This is a genomic window from Leifsonia sp. HAY1-4F, assembly GCF_056755275.1.
In genome coordinates this window covers 12349-37172 of the sequence record NZ_JBNDHX010000011.1, presented here as the reverse complement: position 1 = coordinate 37172, position 24824 = coordinate 12349, and the positions used below count along the sequence as shown (strand labels likewise).

Below are 24824 nucleotides of genomic sequence, written 5' to 3'. Positions count from 1 at the left end.
GGCGGGCAGACTGGGAGGGTGAGCGGACAGGGAGCGCGGGAGCCGCAGGTGACCTGGCTCGACCCGGACACCGTCCAGCTGCGGCAGCCGAAGGCGTCGCACTGGGAGGCGCCCTTCCTGTACCTACTGTTCGGGCGGGAGCGCGCCCTCCTGATCGACACCGGCGCGACCTCCGATGAGGAGCAGTTTCCGCTGCGCGCGGCGATCGAACAGTTGATCGCCGAGTGGCTGCGGCGCAACCGGGTCGTGTTCGTCCGTCCGTATCCCTTAATCGTCGCCCATTCGCACGCCCATGGCGACCACATCGCCGGTGACCTGCTGCTGCGCGACAGGCCCGGCACGACCATCGTCGGGACAAGCCCGGCCGAGGTGATCGGGTACTTCGGCTTCCGGTCCTGGCCGGAGGAGACGGTCGCCTTCGACCTCGGGCGCCGCGTGATCGACGTGATCGGTGGGCCCGGCCACGAGCCGTCGGCGGTCGTGTTCTTCGACCGGAGGACGGGCATCCTGTTCACTGGGGACACCGTCCTGCCGGCGCGACTGTACGTACGGGACCTGCCGCAGTTCCGCGCGACGATCGAGCGGCTGATCCGTTTCCGGGACGACCCGCCGGCGCCGGTGCGCGAGGTGCGCGGCGCACACGTCGAGATGTCGTCGACGCCTGGCGAGGACTATCCCGCCGGGACCATCGACCAGCCGGATGAGGCGCCGCTCGCGCTGCGCCCCGGCGTCCTCGACCGCGTGCTCTCCGCCCTCGACGAGCTGCGCGGCGAGCCGGGCGAGCGTATCGTCCGCAAGCGCTTCATCCTCGTCCTCGACCGCTGACCGCGCCGCGCCGCCCCGCCCCGCCTGCGGCGCTCCCGCCCGCCCCGCCTGCGCCGCTCCCGCCCCACCATCGAGTCCACAAAGACTGCACGCGAAACGCCGCCACACCGTGCAATCTCTGCGGACTCGACGGTGGGGCTGAGCCCGGCTGGGTCAGGAGAGGCGGCGCTCGGCGGTCTCGACGACGTTCTGCAGCAGGAGGGCGCGGGTCATCGGTCCGACGCCGCCCGGGTTCGGCGAGATCCATCCGGCGATCTCGGCGACCTCGGGCGACACGTCGCCGGCGACGACGCTCTTGCCGGTGAGCGGATCCTCCACTCGGCTCACACCGACGTCGAGCACCACCGCGCCCGGCTTGACGTCGGCCGCGGTCACGAGTCCCGCGACGCCCGCTGCCGCCACGATGACGTCCGCCCGGCGCAGGTGCTCGCCGAGGTACCGCGTGCCCGTGTGGGTCAGCGTCACCGTCGCGTTGAACTCGCGGCGGGTGAGGAGGGAGCCGATGGCGCGACCGACGGTGACGCCGCGGCCGACGACCACCACATCCGCGCCGCGGAGGTCGATGTCGTGACGCAGCATCAGCTCGATGATCCCGCGCGGCGTGCACGGCAGCGGCGAGGTGATCGGACGGGTCACGTTGAGCATCAGCCGGCCGAGGTTCGTGGGATGCAGGCCGTCCGCATCCTTCGCCGGGTCGACCAGTTCGAGGATCGCGTCGGTGTCGAGGTGCGCCGGCAGCGGGAGCTGCACGATGAAGCCGGTGCAGTCCGGGTCGCCGTTGAGCTCCTCGACCACGGCCTCGAGCTCGGCCTGCGAGGTCTCAGCCGGCAGGTCGCGGCGGATGGAGGCGATGCCCACCTCCGCGCAGTCGCGGTGCTTGCCGGCGACGTACCACTGCGAGCCCGGGTCATCGCCGACGAGGATGGTGCCCAGGCCCGGGACGATCCCCTGCGCACGCAGGGCGTCCACCCGCTCCTTCAGCTCGGCTTTGATCGCGGCGGCCGTCGCCTTCCCATCCAGAATCCGTGCCGTCACGCGTCGTTCCTCTCGTGCAGGCCGACGGTTCCCGAGTCCTTCGAGCGGATCCGCGGGGAGCGCTCGAAGAACTCAGGAACCGAAGGCGCAGGGATGGTCAGATCGAGGAGGGCAGCTCGACGGAGAAGGCGTCCTGACCGGAGGGGGTCAGGCCCGGGTACAGCGGGAAGGCCGCGGTGAGGGCGTCCACGCGGGCGCGGAGCGCGCGAGTGTCGGCGCCGGGGCGCAGCGCGAGCGCGATGATGTCGGCCACCTCGGTGAACTCGGTGTCGCCGAAACCGCGCGTCGCGAGCGCCGGCGTGCCGATGCGCAGGCCGGAGGTCACCATCGGCGGGCGCGGGTCGAACGGGACCGCGTTGCGGTTCACGGTGATCCCGACCTCGTGCAGCACGTCCTCCGCCTGCTGACCGTCGAGCTCCGAGGTGCGGAGGTCGGCGAGCACCAGGTGGACGTCCGTGCCGCCGGTGAGCACATCCACACCGGCCGCCTTCGAGTCCTCGGCGGTGAGCCGCGCAGCGAGCAGCTGGGCGCCGCGGATGGTGCGCGCCTGACGGTCCTTGAACTCCTCGGTCGCCGCCAGCTTGAACGCGGTGGCCTTCGCAGCGATCACGTGCATGAGCGGACCGCCCTGCTGGCCGGGGAAGACGTTCGAGTTGAGCTTCTTCGCCAGCTCCGTGTCCCGGCTGACGATGAAGCCGGAGCGCGGGCCGCCGATGGTCTTGTGCACGGTCGAGCTGACGACGTCCGCGTAGGGGACGGGAGAGGGATGCAGCCCAGCGGCGACGAGACCGGCGAAGTGCGCCATGTCGACCCAGAGCTTCGCGCCCACCTCGTCCGCGATCTCGCGGAACGCGGCGAAGTCGAGCTGACGGGGGTAGGCGGACCAGCCGGCGATGATCACGCGCGGCTTGTGCTCGATCGCCTTGTCGCGCACGACGTTCATGTCGACGAGGAAGGTCTCCGGGTCGACGCCGTAGGACACGGCGTTGTAGAGCTTCCCGGAGAAGTTGAGCTTCATGCCGTGGGTGAGGTGCCCGCCGTGGGCGAGCTCCAGGCCCAGGATGGTGTCGCCGGGCGTCGCGATCGCGGACAGCACGGCCGCGTTCGCGGAGGCTCCGGAGTGCGGCTGCACGTTGGCGTACTCGGCGCCGAAGAGGGCCTTCGCCCGGTCGATCGCCAGCTGCTCGGCGATGTCGACGTACTCGCAGCCGCCGTAGTAGCGGCGGCCGGGGTAGCCTTCCGCGTACTTGTTGGTGAGCACCGAGCCGACCGCTTCGAGCACGGCACGCGGCACGAAGTTCTCTGAGGCGATCATCTCGAGGTAGTCACGCTGGCGACCGAGCTCGAGCTGCAGCACCTCCGCGATCTCGGGGTCGACTTCCGCAAGTGGTGCGGTGAACGTCGAGGGGAGGGTATCGGTCATTGCCGGCTCCTTCGTACAGGGATGGACCAATTCGTAGCGACCCAGGCGCGCGGCCGCATCCATCCGTGTTTCGAGGTACCGTGTCGCTCCCCGATGGTGACCATCTGAGCGCCAGTCGCGACGGGCCAAGCATAGCAAAGCGCACGGTGCGCGTAACCCGTGCGGCTGGTCGGCCGCCCCCGCGGACGACGGCTCACGAACACCGACGACTCGCGGATGCCCGGCGGCTCACGGATACCCGACGAACCAGAGCAGCACGATCGCCACCGGCTGCAGCGCGACGCACGCGATCAGCGCTGCCTTCCGCGCGCGCCGGTGACGGGTGAGCCCGCGCGCTCCCGCCAGCGGCGAGAGCGGCAGGAGCAGCCGGAACGTGCTCTGCTGCGGCAGGAACACCGCGAACAGATAGAGCCCGTAGCTCCCCGCGTAGGCGACCAGCTCCGTCCCGAGCGCACGGATGGATGGCCGGGTGATCACCCACGCATAGCCGGCGATGATCGAGATGACGATGAGAGCGCCGAGGATGCTGAGGTACCGCCAGCTGAGCAGGAACCACGGCGTCAGGGGGATGAAGGCGACCTTGCCGATGAACCCGGTCCACCACGACAGCTCGGTGCTGATGTATGCGTCGCCCGTGCCGGTGACGACCGCGGCGATGATCGGCCAGGACAGGCCGGCCAGAGCGGTCAGAGCGCCGGTGAGGATGATCGCGAGCCGCTCGCGCGGCCGGAACCCGTCGCCCCCGCGCCGGGCGTTGATGGTACGCACGAGCAGCACGATGAAGAGGGCCAAGGGCAAGGCGAGCGCTCCCGGCCGGGTGAAGGCCGCCGCGACGCCGAACGGCAGCATCAGCCAGTACCGGCGATGCACCATGGCCAGCAGCGCGGCGAACATCAGGAAGAAGAACATGCTCTCGGCGTAGGCGATCTGCAGCACGAACGAGAGCGGGCCGAAGCAGAAGAACGCCGTCGCCCAGAACGCGCTGGAGACGCCGGCGCGCGCCGCCACCAGCCGGAACAGGACCACGCTCGCCGCGGCGCCGAAGGCCATCGCCACCACGAAGCCGGCCGGATAGAAGCTCAGCCCGGTGAACAGCATCACCACGCGCGCGGCCATCGGGAACAGCGGAAGGAAGGCCCAGGGATTCTGCTGCACCGAGCCGTCGCTGTCCAGCGGCAGGGACGTCGGGTATCCCTGCTCGACGATCTGGCTGTAGTACGCGCCGTCCCACGATCCCGAGAAGGTGAAGAACGTCGGGTCCATCAGGGGGCTCGAGTAGTCCCAGTGGCCGAGGTTCGCCGCGACGAACAGCGCCAGCATGAGCGTGGTCGTCAGCAGCCGCGAGACGGCATAGACGACGAGCACGGCCGCCCACCACGGCACCTCGCGCCCGGCGAAGCGCAACCGGCGAGGAACACGCAGCGGGCCCGAGAGGTCCGGCCGCCTGGTGCTCGTCGTCCCCGCTGTCATCGTCCTATCCGGTTGAGTATCGGCTGATCGCCTCTTGGATGGTACCCGTGACCCGGTGGTGCCGGGCAGAGGTTGACTCCGGCCTGAGAAGGTCTTCATCCGGCGGGAGGCGACCGCGTCGCGCCACACGGGCGGCGCCTCCCGACGAATCCTCAGGGGGGCTATTTCACGCTGCCCGCGGTCAGTCCGCCGACCAGTCGCTTCTCGATGAGCATGAAGAGGATCACCACGGGGATGACGGCGACCACGGACACGGCGAAGACGTACTGCCATGCCGCGTCGTACTGGCCGACGAACTTGGTGAGGGCGACGGAGAGCGGCTGGTTGGCATCCGTCGACAGGATCACCAGGCTCGCCGCGAACTCGTTCCAGGACGCGACGAAGGTGTAGATGATCGCGGTCACGATCCCGGGCCAGACCAGCGGCAGCTGGACCCGGAACAGCACCGCCCACTTGCCCGCGCCATCCAGCTGGGCGGCCTCGTCGACCTCCTTGGGCACGCCGGAGAAGAAGCTGTGCATGATCCAGATGGCGAACGCCAGGTTGAACGCCGCGTTCACCAGGATCATCGCGAGCCACGTGTCGTTGATCCCGAGCGCCACCATCTCCTTGAAGAGGCCCGTGGCGAGCACGGTGGGCTGCAGCATCTGCGTGACGATCACCAGGAAGAGGAAGATCCCCCGGCCGGGAAAGCGGAACCGCGCCGTGTAGTACGCGGCCGGCACGCAGACGACCAGCACGAGGGCCGTCGCGAAGACGGAGATCACGATGGTGGAGATCAGGTTGTACGGCAGCGGCGTCTCGGGTGTCGACCACATCGTGAGGTAGTTCTCGGGATGCCACTGCTCGGGCAGGTAGGTCGGCGGGACGGCGAGGATGTTGTTCCGGCTCTTGAACGAGCCGGTGAGCATGATCAGGTACGGAGCGATGAAGACGAGCGCGATGACGATTCCGGCGATCGTCTTCCCGGCGACGCGCCAGGAGGACCCGGACGCCCGGGGACGCCGGGGAGGCGCCGTCGGAGCGCCGGCGATCAGTGTGGGGGCCGGCGCGGTCACGAGACCTCCTTCATGGGTTTGACGATCCAGAGATAGAGCCCGACGACGACCAGCACGATCAGGAAGTTGATTACGCTGAGGGCGCTGGAGAGGTCGATGCGCTGCTCGTTCTGCAGCAGTTTGAAGACGTAGGTCGTCGTCGTATCGGCCTTGTACCCGGGGATGGATCCGGTCATCAACTTCAGGATCGGCAGCGAGTTGAACACGTTGATGATGTTGATGAGGGTCGCCAGCGCGATCGCGTTCCGGAGGTTCGGCAGGGTCACGCCGAAGTAGGAGCGGAAGGCGCCTGCTCCATCCACCTTGGCCGCCTCGAGCATGTCGCCCGGGATGCCGGCCAGGCCCGCGAGGATCGTGTAGGTCGTGAACGGCAATGACACGAACACCGCGATGCCGATCGACGAGATGAACGCCGGGAGCGGCTCCTTCGTGAACCCGAAGGGCTGCGCGAGCAGGTGGAGGTCGACCAGGAACTTGTTGATGATCCCGTAGTACGGGTCGAGGCCGTAGACGAACACCGTGGTGGTCATCACGACGCTGGCCGCCCACGGGACGATGATCGCCATCCGGACCCAGCGACGGCCCGGGAAGTTCTTGTCCAGGAACTGCGCGAGGGCGAGCGAGATCACCACGGTGATGACGACGACCGAGACCACCCAGACGAGCGAGTTGAGGAGGATGCCGGGAAGCTCGGGCCGCGAGAGCACCGTGAGGTAGTTCTGGAGGCCGACGGAGCCGTGGTCGATTCCGGCGAGCGAGATCTTCCGGGTGGAGTTGAAGACCATGTAGCCGGCAGGGAAGAACACGACGCCGAAGATCAGGAGGAGGGCGGGCAGCGTCCACGGCACGGCACGCCAGAGGTCGGCGGCTCCGCCCGTCGAGGAGGGGGACGCCCCGCGGCGGGGACGGCCGGTGGCCGCCCCCGCGCGGGTGGTTTCAGCAGTGCTGGTCATATTCAGGGCCGGTCGTTCGGCTTACTGCCCGCTGGCCTTGGCCTGGATGGACTTCAGCAGGTCGGCCGGGTTGGCTCCCTGTCCGAGTTGACCGATCTGGCTCTGGAGGGCGCCCTGGGCTGCCGACCAGTTGGGGTTCGTCGACGGGTAGAACTTGGCGTTCGGCAGCAGGTCGAGGAACGGCTTGATCGACTCGTTCGAGCTCATCGCGTCGGCGCCGGACTTGGTGGTCGGGAGGAAGCCCTCCGCGGTCACCCACTTCGTGTAGACGTCCTTGGAGTAGAAGTAGTCCAGGAACTTCTTGATCGACGCGGTCTTGTCGGTCTTGCTCTTGAACGCCATCAGGTGGTCGGCGACGCCGAGCGTGAAGGCCGAGCCGTCCTTGGTCGGGATGGGCGCGATCCCGTACTTCAGGGACGGGTTCTTGTCCTTGAGCTGCCCGACTGTCGGCGGGAGGCCGACCTGCATGCCGAGCTGTCCCTGGATGAAGACGTTCAGCAGCGGGGTGCGGTTCGTGGATCCGGGGTTCGGCTCCGTGTACCCCTGGTCGATGATCTTCTTCATCTCCGTGGCGCCCTCGATGTTCTGGGGGCTGTCGATGGTCAGCTTCTTGGCGTCGCCATAGCCTCCGCCCGCTCCGTAGAACCAGACGGCCGTCTCGGCCTGGGCCTCCTCGCTTCCGAGCGGCATGCCGTACGGGGTGACGCCTGCCGCCTTCAGCTTGGCGGCATCCGCCTCGAAGTCGGCCCACGTCTTCGGGGGCTCCGCGATGCCGGCCTTGCTGAAGTCGTCCTTGTTGTAGAACAGGGCTCGCGCGGAGGCGATGAACGGCAGTCCGTACTGGGTGCCGTCGATGCTCGCGTTCTTCTTGAAGGCGTCCTGGAAGTCGTTCAGCGTCGAGGACGAGACGATGTCCTTGGCCGGGTACAGCAGGTCGTCAGCGGCGAAACCGGCGAAGGCGTCGATGTTCAGGATGTCCGGCTGCTTCTGCGCCTGGATGCGCGTCTTGATGACGTTGTTGATGTCGGTCCACGACTCGACGTCCAGGTCCACCTTGATGCCGGAGTTCTTGGCCTCGAAGTCCTTGATGATCTGCTGCCATTCGGACTTGGTGTTGTCCGAGTAGCTGGCGACCATCAGGTTGAGCGTCTGTGCGCTTCCGGACGAGCCGCCGGACCCGCCGCTGAAGCCGCAGGAGGCGAGCGTCATGGTGGCGACGGTCGCGGTGGCGATCGCCGCCCCCCAGCGCAGTGACTTCTTCATTGACTTCCTCACTTCTTGAAGGGAAACACGAATCGTCACGGCGATGGTTCCTGCGCGACGATGCGTAGCTGTTGATGTTTAGTGATTTGTTTTTGCTCAAAACAAGCACTTGCACTCATTGATTGATCGAAATCATGGCCTGTCCGCCCCGTCCCGTCAAGGACTAGGCGGAAGATCGTTACGCGGGGTTTACACGAGACCCCGAGGTTTGTAGGGATTACGCGGGAAACGATTGAAGCTGCTCACTGGACAGATGCTTCGATCATCCGCAATCATTGGAGTCAGACATTCACGCATCAAGCGACGCACGCAGAACAGGAGCGATCAGTGACGCACGCATCCATCACCGGGTCCCACATGGAGGCGGAACTGCGCTCTCAGCCGCAGACCTGGGCGATCGCGGCCGGCCTGCGCGAGGAGCAGTCGCTCCTGCCTGCGGCCGGTGAGCGCATCGCCGTCGTGGGCTGCGGGACCTCGTGGTTCATGGCGCAGTCGTACGCGGTCTTGCGTGAGCGCGCCGGGCACGGCGTGACCGACGCCTACGCGGCCTCCGAGGCGTTCGTCGACGCTGACGCTTTCCGCGCCCGGGATTACGACGCGATCGTCGCGATCACCCGCTCGGGCACGACGACCGAGGTCCTCGAGCTGCTCGACGGGCTCCGGTCTGCAGGGAACCGCATCCGCACGGTCGGGATCGTCGGCGACCCCGACACGCCGCTGGTCCAACTGGTGGACACGGCCATCCGCCTCCCGTTCGCGGACGAGCAGTCGGTGGTGCAGACCCGCTTCGCGACCACTGCCCTGGCGCTCGTGCGCGCCTCGCTCGGTCACGACCTCGCGGCCGCGATCGACCAGGCGGCCGCCGCGGTCGAGGAAGACCTCGACGACGCGCTGATCGACGCAGAGCAGTACGCCTTCCTCGGGACGGGATGGACGGTCGGCCTCGCGCACGAAGCGGCGCTCAAGATGCGCGAGGCGTCCCAGTCGTGGACCGAGTCCTACCCGGCGAAGGAGTACCGGCACGGCCCGATCGCGATCGCCGCACCGAACCGCGTGACGTGGATGCTCGGCGAGGCGCCCGACGGGCTGTCCAGCGACGTCGCCGCGACCGGGGCACGCTTCGAGGACCGGCCGATCGACGGAATGGCGGACCTCGTCCGCGCCCAGCGCGTCGCTCTGGCCCGTGCCCGGAGGGCCGGGCTCGATCCCGACAGCCCGCGCAACCTCACCCGATCGGTGATCCTCCCCTGATGAGCACCGAGTCCGTGAATCCGGCGGTGGATGCGGCGGTGACCGCTCCCCCGGCCGTCGCCGGCCCGCTGGGCAGCGGCGCGCCGGTGCTGGCGTTCGACGTCGGCGGCACGGACACGAAGGCCGCGCTCATCGACGACGCCGGCCGCCTGGCCGAGGTCCTGCGTCTCCCGACCCCGCACGACGGACCAGGGACCGGGGATGCGGTGATGCGCGCCATCGACGGGATGGCGGCACGGCTCCGAGCGCAGCATCCCGAGATCGTCCCTCGGGCCGCCGGCCTGCTGGTCCCCGGCCATGTCGACGACGACGCGGGGATCGGCATCTTCGCCGAGAACCTGGGCTGGCACGACTTCCCGTTCCGCGACCGGGCGGAGCAGTCGCTCGAAGTGCCCGTCTCGTTCAGCCACGACGTGCGCGGCGCGGGCGAAGCCGAGCATCGGCTCGGGGCCGCCGCCCCCTTCCGCGATGTCGTGGTCATGGCTATCGGCACCGGGATCGCCGGCGCCGTCTTCCTGGACGGCCGCATCCACACCGGCGGAGGGATGGCCGGCGAGATGGGGCATTCGCGCGTCGCCGACGGCCCGGCGTGCGCCTGTGGCGGGATGGGCTGCCTCGAGGCGGTCGCGTCGGCCGCGGCCATCGCCCGCCGCTACAACGCCCTGACCGGGGCGGACGTGCACGGGGCTAGGGAGGTCCTCGCCCGCGCCGAGGCCGGAGACGATGCCGCGCGCTCCGTGTGGGATTCGGCCATCGACGCGCTGGCTCTCGACCTCTCGCACACGGTCGCGCTGCTCGCGCCGGAGGCCATCGTGATCGGCGGCGGGCTGGCGCAAGCCGGCCCCGCCCTCTTCGGGCCGCTCGCGGAGAAGCTGGAGCGCATCCTCACCTTCCAGCGGCGTCCCGTGCTGCTCCCCGCCAGCGTCGGCGAGAACGCCGGCGTCATCGGTGCCGGACTGAGGGCGCGCGACCTGCTCGCGGCTGCGGAGGCGACGTCGTGATCCTCACCGTCACGCCGAATCCCGCGCTCGACCTGACCTACCGGGTGCCCGCCCTGCACGCCGGGGAGACGCACCGCGCCGCTCCCCCGGCCGTCCGCGCGGGCGGCAAGGGCCTCAACGTCGCCCGCGTCATCGCCCAGACCGGCGGGCACGCGTTCGTGCTGACCACGGCGGGAGGGCCCTCCGGCGTGCGACTGGCCGACGAGCTGGAGGCGTCGCGGCTGCCGGTCGAGCTCATCCCGGTCAGCTCCCCGACCCGGAGCAGCATCGCCATCGTCGACGAGCGCTCCGGGGAGACGACCGTCGTCAACGAGACCGGCGGGCCCCTGACCGACGCGGAATGGGCCGCACTCCGGGATGCCGCCGAGCGGCTCCTCCTTCCGGCGACCTGCGTGGTCGGCTCGGGCAGCCTCCCTCCGGGCGCGCCGGAATCCTTCTATGCCGACCTGGTCCGCCGCGCTGCCGGCCACGGCCTCCCGAGCGTGATCGACGCGGTGGGTTCCGCCCTTCGGCTCGCGGCTGAGGCGGGAGCCACCGTCGTGAAGCCGAATCGCCGCGAGCTGGCCGAGACGACGGGGCACGACGACCCCGTCGCCGGGGCGCGGTCGCTCCTCGACGCGGGCGCGGGGCTGGTCCTCGTCTCGCTCGGCGCGGCGGGGATGCTCGCCGTGCCGCGCGTGGGCGAGCCGCTGGACGCGCGCCTTCCCACGCCCCTCAGCGGCAACGCCACCGGCGCGGGGGATGCGGCGGTGGCCGCCGTCGCGTGCCTGCTCAGCGCGGGCGTCGACGACCCGGCCGCGCTGCTGCAGCGGGCGACCGCGTGGTCGGCGGCGGCGGTGCTCGCTCCGCTCGCCGGGGAGGTCCATCCGTCCTACTCCGAACTCGAAGGTCGTCTCGTGACCGGGTGAGGAGGTTGCACAGCTCCACGTCCGTCCATCCACGTCCGCCCATCCACCCCGAAAACGCGCCGGAGCCGCCGCCATGCCTCTCGTCCCCACAGCCGACCTGCTGCACGCGGCCGCCGGCCACCGCACGGGCCTTGCCGCGTTCAATGTCATCCAGCTGGAGACCGCCGAGGCGCTCGTCGCCGCCGCCGAGCAGACCGGCCTCCCGGTGGTGCTGCAGATCTCGCAGAACTGCGTCGCCTATCACGGGTCGCTCGACCCGATCGGCGCTGCCACCCTCGCCCTCGCCCACGAATCCCCCGCTCATGTCGCCGTGCACCTCGACCACGCCGAGGACGAGCACCTGGCCCGCCGAGCGGTCGAGATCGGTTTCGGATCGGTCATGTTCGACGGGTCGAAACTCGACGACGAGCACAACATCGCCGCGACCATCCGCGTGGTGGAGCACGCGCACGCCAACGAGGTGATGGTCGAGGCCGAGCTCGGCGAGATCGGCGGGAAGGACGGCGCCCACGCCCCGGGCGTGCGGACGGACCCGGATGCGGCACGCCGCTTCGTCGCGGAGACGGGCGTCGACGCCCTCGCCGTCGCGGTCGGCAGCTCCCACGCGATGACCGAGCGGACCGCCTCCCTCGACCTCGACCTGATCGCGCGCCTGCGACACGCCGTACCGGTTCCGCTCGTGCTGCACGGGTCGAGCGGCGTCACGGATGAGACGATCAGGGCGGCGATCCACGCAGGGATCACCAAGGTCAACATCTCCACCCACCTCAACCGGTTCTTCACCTCTGCCGTGCGCGAGTACCTCGCCGCGCATCCCGAGGTCGTCGACCCGCGGCTCTACGTGCGGGAGGGACGGGCCGCGGTGACCCGGGAGGCGGCGCGCCTGATGACCCTGCTCGACACGGCAGGCGGAATGGAGACACCCCAGCGATGAACAGAGCGGAACGGTTGAACGCCGTCCTCGATCTCCTGGCCGAGGCCGGCCAGATCGACGTCGACGACCTCGTGGCCAAGCTCGACGTCTCCGCGGCCACGGCGCGGCGCGACCTGGACGCCCTCGCCTCGCAGCAGCTCCTCACCCGCACCCGCGGGGGCGCGATCGGCCAGTCCGTCGCCTACGACCTGCCGATCCGGTACAAGCGGGAGCAGCACGCGCCCGAGAAGCTCCGGATCGCGCAGGCGGCGAGCGCTCTGGTGACGCGCGGTGCCGTGGTGGGCCTCTGCGGAGGGACGACCAGCACGGCCGTCGCCACCGTGCTCGGGTCGCGGCCCGACCTGATGGAGCCCTCACCCCATCCCAGCCTCACCGTCGTCACGAACGCGATCAACATCGCGGCGCAGCTCGTGATGCGCCCGCAGATCAAGACCGTGGTGACGGGCGGCGTCGTCCACGCGCGCTCCTACGAACTCGTCGGGCCGTACAGCGACGTGGTGCTGGAGAAGATCACGATGGACATCGCCTTCATCGGCGTCAACGGCATCGATCCGATCGTCGGAGCGACCGTGCACGACGAGGGCGAGGCGAGCGTCAACTCGCTGATGGCGCGCCGGGCCACCCGAGCCGTCGTCGTCGCGGACTCGTCCAAGATCGGCCGGACCGCGTTCGCCACCCTGGGCGGGCCGAGGGTGCTGACCACGCTCATCACGGACGACGGCATCACCGCCGAGCAGCGGGCGGCCTTCCTGGACCACGGCTACGAGGTGATCGTCGCGTGAGCGGTGCCCACGTCATCCACTCGGCGCGGCTGGTCGACGGCGGGACCGTGGTGGAGGACGGGTGGGTCAGGTTCGAGGGCGAGCGGATCGTCGCGAGAGGCACGGGACGGACGTGGGTCGCGGAGGCGGGCGAGCTGAGCGCGACGGACGCTGCGGGCGACTGGCTCACGCCCGGGTTCGTGGACATCCACGTGCACGGTGGAGGGGGTGCGGCCTTCGACGACGGCGCCGAGGCGATCGCCCGCGGGCTGGCGCTCCACCGCCGGCACGGCACGACACGCTCGGTGGTCTCCCTGGTCACCGCGACCGTCGACTCCCTGGCGCAGCGCGTACGGGAGGTGGCCGCACTCGCGGCAGCGGACCCGCGCATCCTCGGCTCGCATCTGGAGGGGCCGTTCCTGGATGCCGGGCACAAGGGGGCGCACGATCCGGCGCTGCTGCGTCCACCGACCGCGGCCGATGTCGACCTCCTTCTGGAGGCCGCCGGCGGCACGCTGCGGCAGGTCACGCTCGCTCCGGAGCTGCCGGGCGGGATGGATGCGATACGCGCTCTCTCCGCGGCCGGCGTGGCCGTGGCGGTCGGCCATACGGCTGCGGACTACGACCAGGCGCTGGCGGCGTTCGACGCGGGAGCGAGCATCCTCACTCACGCCTTCAACGCCATGCCGGGGCTGCATCACCGCGCGCCCGGCCCGGTCGCGGCTGCGACGCGCACTCCGGGTGTGACGCTGGAGATCGTGAACGACGGCGTGCACGTGCATCCCGAGGTCGTGCAGATGGCGTTCGCCGCCGCCCCCGGACGCGTGGCTCTGATCACGGACGCCATGGCCGCCGCAGGATCCGCCGACGGCGACTACCGTCTGGGCGGGCTCGACGTGGAGGTGCGCGAGGGAGTGGCACGGGTGGCGGCCGGCGGATCGATCGCGGGCTCGACGCTCACCCTCGACGACGCCCTGCGCCGCGCCGTTCTCGAGGTCGGCATCCCGGTGGCGGAGGCGGTGCGTGCCGTGACCTCCACGCCGGCTGCCGCCGTCGGTCGCGGCGGCGACCTCGGGCGACTGCTGCCGGGCTACGCGGCGGACGCCGTCCTCCTCGACGCGGACTTCGCCGTGCGCCAGGTCTGGAGCGCGGGCGCCCCCGTCCTCTGACGCTGCGCCTCCTGCGCCACATTCGTCACGAATGTTGCCCTACGCCGCCGCCACGTGCACATTCGTCACGAATCTCGCCTCACGCGAGAACGCACCGGAAACGCACATTCGTGACGAATGTGGCCCTGCAGCGCCGCCAAGTGCACATTCGTCACGAATCTGCGGAGGCGTCACGAATCAGCGGAGGCGGCGGGGCGCTGCCGGGTCATGCGGCCGACGAGCACGACGAGAGCCAGCGAGACCACCAGCAGGGCAACATAGCACCACGGGAGCAGCATCAGGCCGCCGGCAGCGAAGACGAGCGATCCGAGCAGCGCTCCCCCGCCGATCCCGATGTTGAAGGAGGTCGTGTACAGCGCACTCGCGGTGTCGCGGAAGGCGGCGGACGAGGTGTGCAGCATCCGCGTCTGCAGCAACGGCGGCAGGGCGCCGAAGGCGAGCCCCCAGAGCACGAACGCGATCAGCGCCGGGATGGGCTGGCCGGCCACCACCGCAAGGGCGGCGACCGCCGCACCGGTGACGAGCAGCGCGAGCACGAGCCCGAGCTGAGGACGGGGACCGAGCACGGATCCCGCCAGGACGAGGCCGACCGCACCCGCGATGCCGTACACGAACAGCAGGGCGCCGACAGCGCCGGCCGGGATGTGCATCGGGCCCGTCAGGAACGGCACCACGAACGTGTAGAAGGCGTAGTGCCCGACCATGGTCACCGCCGCGATCAGGCAGACCATCACGACGGCCGGGATGGTGCGGTCGCGCGGTCTCGCCGCCGCGCGGTCGTGGCGGCGATCGCCGCGCGCGTCCGCATCCCGCTCCACGGTGGGCAGCAGCTTCGCGACGACGAGGGCACCGACAGCCATGAGAGCGGCGAGCAGCCCGAAGGACAGGCGCCAGCCGAACAGGTGACCGGCGAAGGTCCCGAGCGGCACCCCGAACACGAACGCGAGCGTTCCCCCGCCCAGAGTGATCGACACGGCGCGCCCGATCTGCTCCTTCGGGACGAGATGCCCGGCGTAGGCGCCGACGATCGACCAGAACATCCCGTGCGCGACGCCGCCGAGCACCCGCGAGCCGACCACGAACGCATAGTCCGGAGCGATCGCGGTGAGCAGGTTCGACACTCCGAGCACGATCAGGATGCCGACGATCATCCCGTGGCGCGGCCATCGGCGGGTCAGCGCGGTGAGCGGCGTGCTCGTCACCACCACGGTGAAGGCGAACACGGTGACCAGCAAGCCGATCTGCGCCTCGATGACCCCGAGGGATGCGCTCATGTCGGGCAGCAGGCCGGTCGGGATCATCTCGCTCGTGACCGACACGAAAACGGCCGAGGCGAGGGCGATGAGTCCCGCCCAGGGGAACTTCGGAACGGCGTGAAGGGATGACGTCGAAGTCGCAGTCATACGGGTCTGTCCAACGGACGGCGTTCCCCGGCCATTCCGCCGCATGGGGGCCGGGCCCGGAGAGTCGGGCCGCAGGAATGAACTGCCGGGTCGTCTACGCGCCGATGTGCGCGCCCAGGGCCGCGCGGGAACCGCCGACCGTGGATGATTCTACCCGAGCTCCCTGAGGATTTCCGTGCTGTCGGTGATCTCGATGAGCGGCGCGTAGAGGGCCATCGCATCCAGGGCCCGCTGGTGGTCGGCGTCCGAGAGACCGGCGCAGGCATCGGCTGCGACCCGGATGCGCACCCCGGCATCCGCCGCGCCCAGGGCGGTGCTCAGCACGCAGCAGTCGGTCGAGACTCCGGCGAGCACCACATCCAGAGATCCGCCGAGGGCCGCGCGCAGGTCCGGCCCCCACTTGCCGAAGGTCGGCTCGCTCACCACCGGGTGGCCGGTGTCGCGGAAGGCGAGGACGAGGTCGTAGATCGGGTCGTCGGCGGGAACCAGCGCGAACGGCCACTGCTCGTAGTACGGCACCCAGGCTCCTTCCGGCCGCTCGGGTGCGACGAACCGGGTGAAGACCACGCGATCGCCGAACGCCGGCACCATCCCGGCGATCGCCGCCTCCGCCTCCGGGAACCGCGGCGTGAACCACGGGCTGGCCGGGTCACCGAAGACCTGCTGCATGTCGACGACGACGAGGACCGGTCCCGTCATCGCTCCTCCTGCCGCCGGACGGTGCCGCGCGCGAACAGCAGGACGCCCAGGTAGCCGATGACGAGCGCGGCGAGAACACCCAGGTTCGCGTATGCCCAATCGCCCTTCGTGCCTCCGATCGGCCCGAGGAGGTACCCCTGCCAGCCGAGCCAGCTCGCCGAGCTGTTGGTGACCAGGCCCCAGCCGACGGCCGTCCCGATCACGATGAGCGCGATCGGCAGCCAGTTGACCGCTCCGTAGCGACCACGCCGGTCGTACAGCTCGGCCTCCGCATAGTCGCGGCGGCGCAGCTGGATGTCGGCGATGAAGATCCCGCACCAGGCCGCGATCGGCACGCCGAGGGTGATCAGGAAGCCCTGGAACGGCCCGAGGAAGTCGGTCGCGAAGAAGACGACGTAGATGGAGCCGGCCGTCATGATGACCCCGTCGATCCCCGCTGCGACGTACCGCGGGACCCGCACGCCGACGCTCAGCAGCGCCAGGCCCGAGGAGTAGATGTCGAGCACCGCGCCGCCCACCAGCCCCAGCACGGCGACGATCACGAAGGGCACGAGGAACCAGGTCGGAAGGAGGGACGCGAGCGCGCCGATCGGGTCCGCAGCGATGGCCGTGCTCAGCTTCCCCGACGAACCGGCGAGCAGGATGCCGAAGATCAGCAGGATCACGGGGGCGAGCGAGGAGCCGAACGTCGTCCATCCCACCACTCCGCCGCTCCGCGCGGAACGGGGCAGGTAGCGGGAGTAGTCGGCGGCCGCGTTGACCCAGCCGAGGCCGAAGCCGGTGAGCATGAAGACGAAGCCGCCGATCACGTGCGGCGCGTCCCCGGCTTTGAGCGCCCCGATCGCGCCGAGGTCGATGTGGTTCAGCACGAGCAGGATGTACAGGACCGTGAGCACTCCGGTCACGATCGTGATGACCATCTGCATCCGCATGATGAGGTGGAAGCCGATGACCCCGCCCACGATGACCAGGGCGACGACCACGATGAGGGCGACCAGCTTCGTGATGGTGCCCCCCTCCCAGCCGAGCTGGGTGAACACGGTGGCGGTGGCCAGCGCGGCCAGCGACACGAGCACCGTCTCCCAGCCCACGGTGAGCAGCCACGAGAGGAACGACGGGACGCGATTGCCCTCCACTCCGAACGCCGCACGGCTGAGCACCATGGTCGGGGCCGATCCCCGCTTGCCCGCGAGCGCGATCACGCCGCACAGCAGGAAGGAGGCGACGATCCCGACCAGGCCGATGATCGTCGCCTGCCAGAACGAGATCCCGAACCCGAGCAGGAACGAGCCGTAGCTCAGTCCGAACACGGACACGTTCGCGCCGAACCAGGGCCAGAACAGGTCGCGCGGCCGGCCCCTCCGCTCGTCCTCATGGATGGTGTTGAGCCCGTTCAGCTCCACATTGAAAGCGGATGCGGGCCCCGTGCGGGTATCCGGCGCGTCCTCACCAGTGCTGGTCATGCACTGATCGTGCTGCACCCCGCGGTGTCCGTCAACTGCCGAACGCTACGGTCTTCGGCTCGAGCCTCGACGGTCGTCCACACGATTCCCCAGCACATTGGTGTCGACCAGGATCATTCGTCGAACGCCTCGACACGGTTGCGGATGAACTCGACGAACCCGAGCTTCTTGACGTTCGGACGCGGGTCGACGGGTTCACCGACAGCCACCCGGCCGGCGATGTATCTCAACTCCTCGCCCACGGTGCGACTCTCATCGTGAGCGATTCGCTCGATCGTCGCGTAAATGTCCTCGTCGAGGTCGACGGTGACGGCCACCTGCTTGATCATGCACTGCCTCCTAATGCAAACATATGTTGGATATCAACCAACCCTAACATCCGGCCGCTACCCTGAAGAGGTGACCGACTCCTCCCCCTCCAATCACTGGGTGCTCACTTTCAGCTGCGCCGACCGTCCGGGGATCGTGCACGCGGTCAGCGGCGCGATCGTCGCGGCCCGGGGCAACATCACGGAGAGTCAGCAGTTCGCGAGCACCGACACCGGGCGGTTCTTCATGCGCCTGCAGGTGGAGTCGGAGGCGCGCCGCGACGAGTTCGAGCACGCCCTGGCTCCCGTCGTCGAGGAGTTCGGGATGACGCACCACGTCGACAACGTCGGCCGGCCCCTGCGGACGCTCGTGCTGGTGTCGAAGGCGGCGCACTGCCTGAACGACCTGCTGTTCCGGCAGCGCGCCGGGCAGCTGCCGGTCGACATCCCGGTGGTGCTCTCCAATCACGACACGCTCAGCGACCTGGCCGGGTTCTACGGCGTCCCCTTCGAGTCGCAGCATGTCGCCGATGCGGCATCGAAGGCCGCCTTCGAGGCGCGCATCCTGGAGGCGGTCGAGGAGCACGACATCGAGCTCGTGGTCCTCGCCCGCTACATGCAGATCCTGTCGCCCGAGCTGTGCGCGCGGCTGGCGGGCCGCGCGATCAACATCCACCACTCCTTCCTCCCCGGCTTCAAGGGCGCCAACCCGTACCGGCAGGCCCACGCGCGCGGAGTGAAGCTGATCGGCGCGACGGCGCATTTCGTCACCAGCGACCTGGACGAAGGCCCGATCATCGAGCAGAACGTGGTCCGGGTCGACCACACGAACACCGTGCAGCAGCTGGTCGCCATCGGCCAGGACGAGGAGAGCCGCACGCTCACGCAGGCCGTCAAGTGGTTCGCGGAGGATCGCGTGCTGCTCGACGGCGCGCGGACCATCATCTTCCGGTGAGTCGCGCCACTAGACTGTCGCGCGTGACCTCCGCGCCCGAACAGCACGCCCCGCTCAAGGTGGGCGCGAACGACGTCCTCCGCTTCCTCCTCGAAGTGTTCGCGATCGTGTCGCTCGCCATCTGGGGGTTCACCGGCTGGCCGCTGCCCTGGAACATCGTGGTCGGAATCGGGGCGCCGGCGATCGCGATCCTGCTCTGGGCGCTGTTCCGCTCGCCGCGCGCCGTGCTGCACGTCGACCCGTTCGTGAAGGCGATCGTCGAGATCGTGGTGATGGGGTCCGCAGCCTTCGGCTGGTGGAACCTCGGCCAGCCGATCGTCGCACTCGTGTTCGCCGTGATCGCGACGATCAGCGGCGTCATCAACGGGCGACGCGAGTTCTCATGACCCGGCTCGTCGTCCACGGAGCCCGCAAAGTGGATGCGGACGGCCTGGTCGACGACTTCTGGCTCGTCGCCGACGGCGCGCACATCAGCGCGACCGGCACGGGCTCGGGGTGGCGCACGGCCATCGGCGGCGCGGCGATCGACGACCCTCAGCTGGACGATGCCCGGATCGTCGACGCCCAGGGCCACTGGCTGACCCCGGGCTTCATCGACCTCCACTGCCATGGCGGCGGCGGCCATCCGTACGACGACGGCATCGACGAGATGCGCGCCGCGCTCGCCACCCATCGCGCGCACGGCACGACCCGCTCGCTGATCTCCCATGTCGCCAACCCGCTGGCGTCCCTCCGCGAGAGCCTCGGCGTCGTCGCGCAGCTCGCGGCGACCGATCCGCTCGTGCTCGGCTCCCACCTGGAGGGCCCGTTCCTCGCGCCCGAGCGACGCGGCGCCCACGACGCGCGCTTCCTCCGCGATCCCGAGCCGGAGGCCGTCGAGGAGCTGATCGGCGCCGCCCGCGGGACGCTCCGCACCGCCACGCTGGCGCCCGAGCTGCCGAACGCGCTGGAGTCCATCGGCGTGCTGATCGAGGCGGGCGTGGTCGTAGGAGTGGGCCACACCACCGCCGACTACGCCCAGGCAGCCCGCGCGTTCGAGGTGGGCGCCCGGCTGCTGACGCACGCCTTCAACGCGATGCCCGGCATCCATCACCGCGCTCCCGGTCCCGTCATGGCGGCGATCCAGAACCCGGAGGTCACGCTCGAGCTGATCCTGGACGGCCTCCACGTGGATCCCGTCGTCGCCGGCCTGCTCTTCCGGGAGGCGCCCGGTCGCGTCGCGCTGATCACCGACGCCATGGCCGCCGCCGGCGCCTCCGACGGGGACTACCAGCTGGGCGGACTCAACGTCACGGTCCACGACGGCCTGGCCGTGCTCTCGGGCACCGACACGATCGCGGGGTCGACCCTCACTCAGGATGCGGCGCTCCGCCACGCGGTCACCCTCGCCGGCATCGACCCCGTGCATGCGGTCGCCGCGCTGACCCGCACGCCGGCGCGCGTGCTCGGGGAGGAGCACCGGCTCGGCCGGCTGGCGGCGGGCTACGTCGCGGACGCCGTGCTGCTCGACCACGAGTGGAACGTGCGCACCGTCGTCGCCGACGCCGCGATCCTCTGACTCCCCAGCGGCCGAGCGCTACAACCTCTGCCAGGCCGGCTTGTTCGCGTAGGCGTAGCGGTAGTAGTCGAGGTACTTCAGCCGGGATGCGGCAGCCTCGTCGACGAGAACCGTGACGTGGGGATGCAGCTGGATGGCCGATCCCGGATTCGACGCCGACACCGGCCCCTCGACCGCTCCGGCCAGCGCCTCGGCCTTCCGCTCCCCGAAGGCCAGGAGCATCAGGTGCCGTGCCTTGAGGATGGTCGACAGCCCCTGCGTGATGCAGTGCATCGGCACGTCGTCCTCCGAGGCGAAGAAGCGCGCGTTGTCCCGGCGCGTCTGCTCGGTCAACGTCTTCACGCGCGTGATCGACGCGAACGAGGAGCCGGGCTCGTTGAAGCCGATGTGTCCGTCCGTCCCGATGCCGAGCAGCTGCACATCCACCCCTCCCGACTCGGCGATGGCCCGCTCGTAGTCGGCGCCGGCGTGCTCGATGCCGTCGAGCGACCCGTTCGGAACGTGGATCAGCGACGGCGTCAGCCCGAGCGGCTCCACCACTTCGCGGGTGATGACCGCGCGATACGACTGCGGGTGGCCGGGCGGCAGGCCGACGTACTCGTCGAGCGCGTAGCCGCGGACGTGGGACACATCCACGTGCTGTCCGCGCGAGCGCTCGTCCCGGATGCCCTCTTCGAGCGCCCGGTAGACCGCCAGGGGCGTGGATCCGGTGGCGAGGCCCAGCACAGCGTCCGGCTTGGTGGCGATCAGGTCCAGGATGCTGCGGGCTGCGAGCTCCCCCGCGGCCTGCTGGTCGCGGACGACGACGATCTCAGCCATCAGTTCCCTCCTGCCCGGGTCGCGCGGACGTGCCGGTACCCGTTGCGAGCACCGGGACGCGCACCACGGCGACGATGTCCCGTGCCAGCCTAGCGTCGGCTGCGGCAGCCGCCCGATCGATCGCGAGCCTCACGACACAGGGCCGAGGAGTTCGAGGAGCGCCCGTCCGACGAGGCGGGATGCACCGAACGTGGCGATGTCGGCGTACGCGCGATCGTCGCCGGGCCAGCCCATGTCGACGACCAGGACCCGCTCGCGCTCGGCGCGCAGCCGGTCGATCGCCGCCCGGGCGAACGCGTGCCGGTGGTTGTCCTTGCCGATGACGAGCACCGGCGACTGGGCGGCGAGCACGAGGTCGGGATGGTCGTTCTCGGTGAACACGACGGCCGGATTCGCCTCGAAGGCTTTCGCCCAGGCAGCATCCGGCTCGGCATCGACCGCCGAGAACGGCCCCCACGGCGCCGTCCCCACCGCGAGGTTGGCGACCGTCTCGATCCGGACCACGGAGTACCGCCCGCCGCGATAGTCCGCCAGCCACGCCTCCGCCCGCGCACTCACCTCGAACGCGCTCCTCACCAGTTTCGCCTCAAGCCCCACCGTCGAGTCCGCAGAGATTGCACGCGACACGCCGTGCGAGCCGTCAGTCTGTGCGGACTCGATGGTGAGGGGCACGGTGCGGGCGAGGGAGAGGACGCGGGCGGAGGCCTTGGCGAGACGGGAGGGGGCGAGGCGGCCGGAGGAGACGGCCGCGACGACGGCCTCCTCGATGGCGGCCAGTTCGTCGTCCGTGTTCTCCGTGCCGAGGCACAGCAGGTCGCAGCCGGCGGCGAGCGCCAGGACCGCCGCCTCCGCGATGCCGCGGCCGCCGCCGCTCGCACCCTCCATGTCGAGCGCGTCGCTGACGACGACGCCGTCGAAGCCGAGCTCGCCGCGCAGCATCCCGTCGAGGATCGCGGAGCTGAGGGTTGCGGGCAACGCAGCGTCCAGCTGGGGCAGCAGGATGTGCGAGGTCATCACCGCGCGGGCACCGGCGTCGATGACCGCCCGGAACGGCACCAGCTCGCGCTCGCGGAGCTGCTGCGCCGACAGATCGACGACCGGCAGCGCCAGGTGCGAGTCGGTGGCGGTGTCGCCGTGTCCCGGGAAGTGCTTGGCCGCGACGGCGACGCCCGCCGCCTGCAGCCCGCGCGTCCAGGCCGCGCCGTGCTCGGCGACGATCGACGGCGACGAGCCGAAGCTGCGCACGCCGATGACCGGGTTGTCCGGGTTGGAGTTGATGTCGATGTCGGGCGCGAAGTCGAGGTTCACGCCGGCCCGGCGCAGCTCCTCCCCCACCCGCCGGGCGACCTGCTCCGTGTAGGCGGTGTCGCCGAGCCGGCCCAGGATGGCATTGCCCGGGTACGGCGAGCCACTTCCGTAGTAGAGCCGGGTGACGTCCCCGCCCTCCTCGTCGATCGCGACCACAGCATCCGGATTGGCGGCGTAGATCGCGTCCGTGAGCCGGCGCAGCTGCCCCGCCGACACGATGTTCTGCCCGAACAGGCACACCCCGCCGAGTCCGCCGCGCAGGCGCTCCGCGAGCCAGTCCGGGAGGGTCGTCCCGAGGAATCCGGGCAGCAGCGTCCCGGCGATGGCGCGGCGCAGATCGGTCCCGGTCACGTCGGCGGGGGCCACGGATACGCCGCTCATCCCTTCACCGCCCCGCTGACCAGGCCGCTCGTCATCCGTCCCTGCACGATCAGGAAGAACACGATGACGGGCACGGCGACGAGGGTGGATGCGGCCATGACCTGGCCCCAGTCGGTCGCCCGCGACGCCGACTGCTGCACGAAGCCGCGCAGCCACAGCGGGAGCGTCGCACTGCTCGACTGCGGCAGGATGACGAGGGCGACCGTGAACTCGTTCCACGCCTGCAGGAAGGCGTATACCCCGGAGGCGACGAGTCCCGGCGCGAGCAGCGGGAACGTGATGCGGAGGAACGCCTGCGTGCGGCTGAGCCCATCCACCATCGCGGCCTCCTCCAGGTCGACCGGGATGCCGGCGACGAAGCCCCGGAGCATCCAGATCGTGAAGGGCACGACGGCAGCGATGTAGAGGATGCTGACCCCGACCACGGTGTTGAGCAGGCCCAGCGTCCCCATCAGCTTGTACTGCGCGATGAACAGGCCCTCGGCGGGCAGCATCTGGATGAGCAGCACGGCGAGCACGAACGCCCGGCGTCCGCGGAACCGGAACCTGCTGATCGCGAGCGCGGCGAGGAAGGCGAACGCGAGACAGCACACGACCGTGATGAGGGCGACCGCGACGCTCATCCCGAGCGCCGGGAAGAACGTGCCGCCCTGGACGACCGCGATGACGTTGTCCCAGGAGCCGCCGAACGGCAGCCAGGTCGGCGTGGTGTTCTGCAGGATCACGTTCGGCAGCAGTGCCGAGTTCATCATCCAGTAGACCGGGAACACCCAGATCAGGGCGAGCGCGATGCCGAGCGCACCCATCAGGATCCGGGAGGTGCGGATGCGGCGGCGCGACCGCGGCCGGCGGCGGCCGGCCGCAGCGGGCGTCCGGGTGGATGTGGCGACGGTCACGATTCGTCCTCCTTGAGCAGGTGGCGCACGTAGAACCAGCTGAGCGCGACGGTGAGCAGGAGCACGAAGACGCTGACGGCGCTGGCCATCGCGAAATCGCTCGATCCGACGCCGAGCTGGTAGATGTAGGTGCCGAGCAGGTTCGTCTCGCTGGCGATGGACCCCTTGTCCTGCAGCAGCTTGATCTGGGCGAAGACGCGGAGGTCCCAGATGATCTGCAGGAGCAGCACGATCCCGAGCACCGGCCGGATGATCGGCAGGATGATGTAGCGCAGCCGCTGCCATCCCCGGGCGCCGTCCATCTGCGCCGCCTCGACGACCTCGGAGGAGACCTGGGTCAGCCCGGCGTAGACGGAGAAGGCCACGAACGGGACACTCATCCACGTGACGATCACCATCGCGACGAAGAAGAAGGAGAGCGGATTCTGCAGCCAGTTGTGGTCCTGGAAGTCGAGGCCCCCGGCGGTGAGGAGGTAGTTGACGACACCGCGGCGCCAGTCGAACAGCCAGTTCCAGACGGTCATCGCCGCGACCACGGGCATCGCCCAGGCGAGCAGTAGGGCGATCTGCAGGATGATCCGGATGGCCTTGTGGACCGCGTTCATCAGCAGCGCCATCCCGATCCCGATCACGACCGTGACGGCGGCCGTCACCAGGCAGAACGCGATCGAGCGCCCGACGACGACCCAGGTGTAGGGGTCGGTGAAGAGGGTGATGTAGTTCTCGAACCACACGAAGTCGGCCGGCTTGCCGAACTGCTGGGCCAGCCCGAAGTGCTGCAGCGAGGTGACCAGCTGCCACACGAGCGGATAGCCGAGCGCGAGAAGCAGGATGAGGATGGCCGGGAGCAGCAGCGTGTACGGCGTGAGGGGGGTTCGGCGGCGGCGCGGTCCGTCCGGCGTCCGCATCGGCGCGGGCGTGGGCGGGCGCGGGACGGCGACCCGGGTGTCCTCGGCGGCGGTCACTGTCGCCCTCCTTCCTGG

The 24824-nt window shown here is 70.0% G+C and carries 24 protein-coding genes and 1 riboswitch; of the genes, 10 read left to right on the top strand and 14 right to left on the bottom strand.

Going from position 1 to position 24824, the window contains the following annotated elements; all coding sequences use genetic code 11:
- Positions 1 to 18 precede the first annotated feature (18 nt).
- Positions 19 to 825 carry an MBL fold metallo-hydrolase gene (locus ACPYOG_RS04040; RefSeq protein ID WP_481292973.1) on the top strand — a complete coding sequence of 269 codons (807 nt, stop codon included), beginning with the start codon at positions 19 to 21 and terminating at the stop codon, positions 823 to 825.
- 153 nt (positions 826 to 978) lie between these two features.
- Here the strand turns inward: ACPYOG_RS04040 and ACPYOG_RS04035 are convergent, their stop codons facing one another.
- The 6 genes from ACPYOG_RS04035 to ACPYOG_RS04010 form a co-directional block, all read right to left on the bottom strand.
- On the bottom strand, positions 979 to 1860 hold the full coding sequence (locus ACPYOG_RS04035; protein WP_481292972.1) for a bifunctional methylenetetrahydrofolate dehydrogenase/methenyltetrahydrofolate cyclohydrolase: 882 nt from the start codon (positions 1858 to 1860) through the stop codon (positions 979 to 981).
- Between the two features lie 97 nt (positions 1861 to 1957).
- Entirely contained in the window at positions 1958 to 3283 is a 1326-nt protein-coding gene (glyA, locus tag ACPYOG_RS04030; protein WP_481292971.1) for a serine hydroxymethyltransferase, read from the bottom strand.
- A gap of 32 nt (positions 3284 to 3315) precedes the next feature.
- Positions 3316 to 3412, bottom strand: a riboswitch (ZMP/ZTP riboswitch).
- Positions 3413 to 3511: 99 nt separating this feature from the next.
- Positions 3512 to 4753 carry a hypothetical protein gene (locus ACPYOG_RS04025; protein WP_481292970.1) on the bottom strand — a complete coding sequence of 414 codons (1242 nt, stop codon included), beginning with the start codon at positions 4751 to 4753 and terminating at the stop codon, positions 3512 to 3514.
- A gap of 161 nt (positions 4754 to 4914) precedes the next feature.
- A complete protein-coding gene (locus ACPYOG_RS04020) occupies positions 4915 to 5811 on the bottom strand; it encodes a carbohydrate ABC transporter permease (protein ID WP_481292969.1) in 897 nt (298 codons plus the stop codon).
- On the bottom strand, positions 5808 to 6764 hold the full coding sequence (locus tag ACPYOG_RS04015; protein ID WP_192629790.1) for a carbohydrate ABC transporter permease: 957 nt from the start codon (positions 6762 to 6764) through the stop codon (positions 5808 to 5810). Before ACPYOG_RS04015 ends, ACPYOG_RS04020 begins: the two co-directional genes overlap by 4 nt.
- Before the next feature lie 21 nt (positions 6765 to 6785).
- Entirely contained in the window at positions 6786 to 8027 is a 1242-nt protein-coding gene (locus ACPYOG_RS04010; protein ID WP_481292968.1) for an extracellular solute-binding protein, read from the bottom strand.
- Between the two features lie 357 nt (positions 8028 to 8384).
- Between ACPYOG_RS04010 and ACPYOG_RS04005 the strand changes: the two genes are divergently transcribed.
- The 6 genes from ACPYOG_RS04005 to nagA (ACPYOG_RS03980) all read left to right on the top strand — a co-directional run bounded on the left by ACPYOG_RS04005 (position 8385) and on the right by nagA (ACPYOG_RS03980) (position 14051).
- Complete coding sequence (locus ACPYOG_RS04005; protein WP_481292994.1) at positions 8385 to 9278, top strand: SIS domain-containing protein; 894 nt, start codon at positions 8385 to 8387, stop codon at positions 9276 to 9278.
- Entirely contained in the window at positions 9278 to 10279 is a 1002-nt protein-coding gene (locus ACPYOG_RS04000; RefSeq protein WP_481292967.1) for an ROK family protein, read from the top strand. The genes ACPYOG_RS04005 and ACPYOG_RS04000 overlap by 1 nt, the downstream gene beginning before the upstream one ends.
- Complete coding sequence (locus ACPYOG_RS03995; RefSeq protein ID WP_481292966.1) at positions 10276 to 11187, top strand: 1-phosphofructokinase family hexose kinase; 912 nt, start codon at positions 10276 to 10278, stop codon at positions 11185 to 11187. The genes ACPYOG_RS04000 and ACPYOG_RS03995 overlap by 4 nt, the downstream gene beginning before the upstream one ends.
- A 73-nt stretch (positions 11188 to 11260) precedes the next feature.
- Positions 11261 to 12121: a class II fructose-bisphosphate aldolase gene (locus tag ACPYOG_RS03990; RefSeq protein ID WP_481292965.1), complete on the top strand. Its 861-nt coding sequence runs from the start codon at positions 11261 to 11263 to the stop codon at positions 12119 to 12121.
- Complete coding sequence (locus ACPYOG_RS03985) at positions 12118 to 12903, top strand: DeoR/GlpR family DNA-binding transcription regulator (protein ID WP_481292964.1); 786 nt, start codon at positions 12118 to 12120, stop codon at positions 12901 to 12903. Before ACPYOG_RS03990 ends, ACPYOG_RS03985 begins: the two co-directional genes overlap by 4 nt.
- Positions 12900 to 14051 (top strand): N-acetylglucosamine-6-phosphate deacetylase, encoded by a 1152-nt coding sequence (nagA, locus tag ACPYOG_RS03980; protein WP_481292963.1) that lies wholly within the window; start codon positions 12900 to 12902, stop codon positions 14049 to 14051. Before ACPYOG_RS03985 ends, nagA (ACPYOG_RS03980) begins: the two co-directional genes overlap by 4 nt.
- Before the next feature lie 170 nt (positions 14052 to 14221).
- Here nagA (ACPYOG_RS03980) and ACPYOG_RS03975 read toward each other — a convergent pair whose 3' ends face one another.
- The 4 genes from ACPYOG_RS03975 to ACPYOG_RS03960 all read right to left on the bottom strand — a co-directional run bounded on the left by ACPYOG_RS03975 (position 14222) and on the right by ACPYOG_RS03960 (position 17933).
- A complete protein-coding gene (locus ACPYOG_RS03975; protein ID WP_481292962.1) occupies positions 14222 to 15454 on the bottom strand; it encodes an MFS transporter in 1233 nt (410 codons plus the stop codon).
- A 150-nt stretch (positions 15455 to 15604) separates the two neighbouring features.
- Entirely contained in the window at positions 15605 to 16153 is a 549-nt protein-coding gene (locus ACPYOG_RS03970; RefSeq protein WP_481292961.1) for a cysteine hydrolase family protein, read from the bottom strand.
- Positions 16150 to 17616, bottom strand: coding sequence for a purine-cytosine permease family protein (locus tag ACPYOG_RS03965; RefSeq protein WP_481292960.1), 1467 nt, complete (start codon positions 17614 to 17616; stop codon positions 16150 to 16152). The genes ACPYOG_RS03970 and ACPYOG_RS03965 overlap by 4 nt, the downstream gene beginning before the upstream one ends.
- Positions 17617 to 17729: 113 nt before the next feature.
- Positions 17730 to 17933 carry a hypothetical protein gene (locus ACPYOG_RS03960; protein ID WP_244528327.1) on the bottom strand — a complete coding sequence of 68 codons (204 nt, stop codon included), beginning with the start codon at positions 17931 to 17933 and terminating at the stop codon, positions 17730 to 17732.
- An 82-nt stretch (positions 17934 to 18015) separates the two neighbouring features.
- Between ACPYOG_RS03960 and purU the strand changes: the two genes are divergently transcribed.
- The 3 genes from purU to nagA (ACPYOG_RS03945) are packed head-to-tail and all read left to right on the top strand — an operon-like array spanning position 18016 to position 20437.
- Positions 18016 to 18879 (top strand): formyltetrahydrofolate deformylase, encoded by an 864-nt coding sequence (gene purU, locus ACPYOG_RS03955; protein ID WP_481292959.1) that lies wholly within the window; start codon positions 18016 to 18018, stop codon positions 18877 to 18879.
- Between the two features lie 23 nt (positions 18880 to 18902).
- Positions 18903 to 19265: a YrdB family protein gene (locus ACPYOG_RS03950; RefSeq protein ID WP_481292958.1), complete on the top strand. Its 363-nt coding sequence runs from the start codon at positions 18903 to 18905 to the stop codon at positions 19263 to 19265.
- Entirely contained in the window at positions 19262 to 20437 is a 1176-nt protein-coding gene (gene nagA, locus ACPYOG_RS03945; RefSeq protein ID WP_481292957.1) for an N-acetylglucosamine-6-phosphate deacetylase, read from the top strand. The genes ACPYOG_RS03950 and nagA (ACPYOG_RS03945) overlap by 4 nt, the downstream gene beginning before the upstream one ends.
- Positions 20438 to 20455: 18 nt before the next feature.
- Here the strand turns inward: nagA (ACPYOG_RS03945) and ACPYOG_RS03940 are convergent, their stop codons facing one another.
- The 4 genes from ACPYOG_RS03940 to ACPYOG_RS03925 all read right to left on the bottom strand — a co-directional run bounded on the left by ACPYOG_RS03940 (position 20456) and on the right by ACPYOG_RS03925 (position 24806).
- The gene (locus tag ACPYOG_RS03940) at positions 20456 to 21256 is read right to left on the bottom strand and encodes a glucosamine-6-phosphate deaminase (RefSeq protein ID WP_481292956.1); all 801 of its coding nucleotides are present in this window, start codon (positions 21254 to 21256) and stop codon (positions 20456 to 20458) included.
- Positions 21257 to 21385: 129 nt separating this feature from the next.
- A complete protein-coding gene (locus ACPYOG_RS03935; protein WP_481292955.1) occupies positions 21386 to 22945 on the bottom strand; it encodes a glycoside hydrolase family 3 protein in 1560 nt (519 codons plus the stop codon).
- Complete coding sequence (locus tag ACPYOG_RS03930; protein ID WP_481292954.1) at positions 22942 to 23841, bottom strand: carbohydrate ABC transporter permease; 900 nt, start codon at positions 23839 to 23841, stop codon at positions 22942 to 22944. The genes ACPYOG_RS03935 and ACPYOG_RS03930 overlap by 4 nt, the downstream gene beginning before the upstream one ends.
- Positions 23838 to 24806, bottom strand: a complete 969-nt coding sequence (locus ACPYOG_RS03925) for a carbohydrate ABC transporter permease (protein ID WP_481292953.1) — start codon at positions 24804 to 24806, stop codon at positions 23838 to 23840. The genes ACPYOG_RS03930 and ACPYOG_RS03925 overlap by 4 nt, the downstream gene beginning before the upstream one ends.
- Positions 24807 to 24824 lie beyond the last annotated feature (18 nt).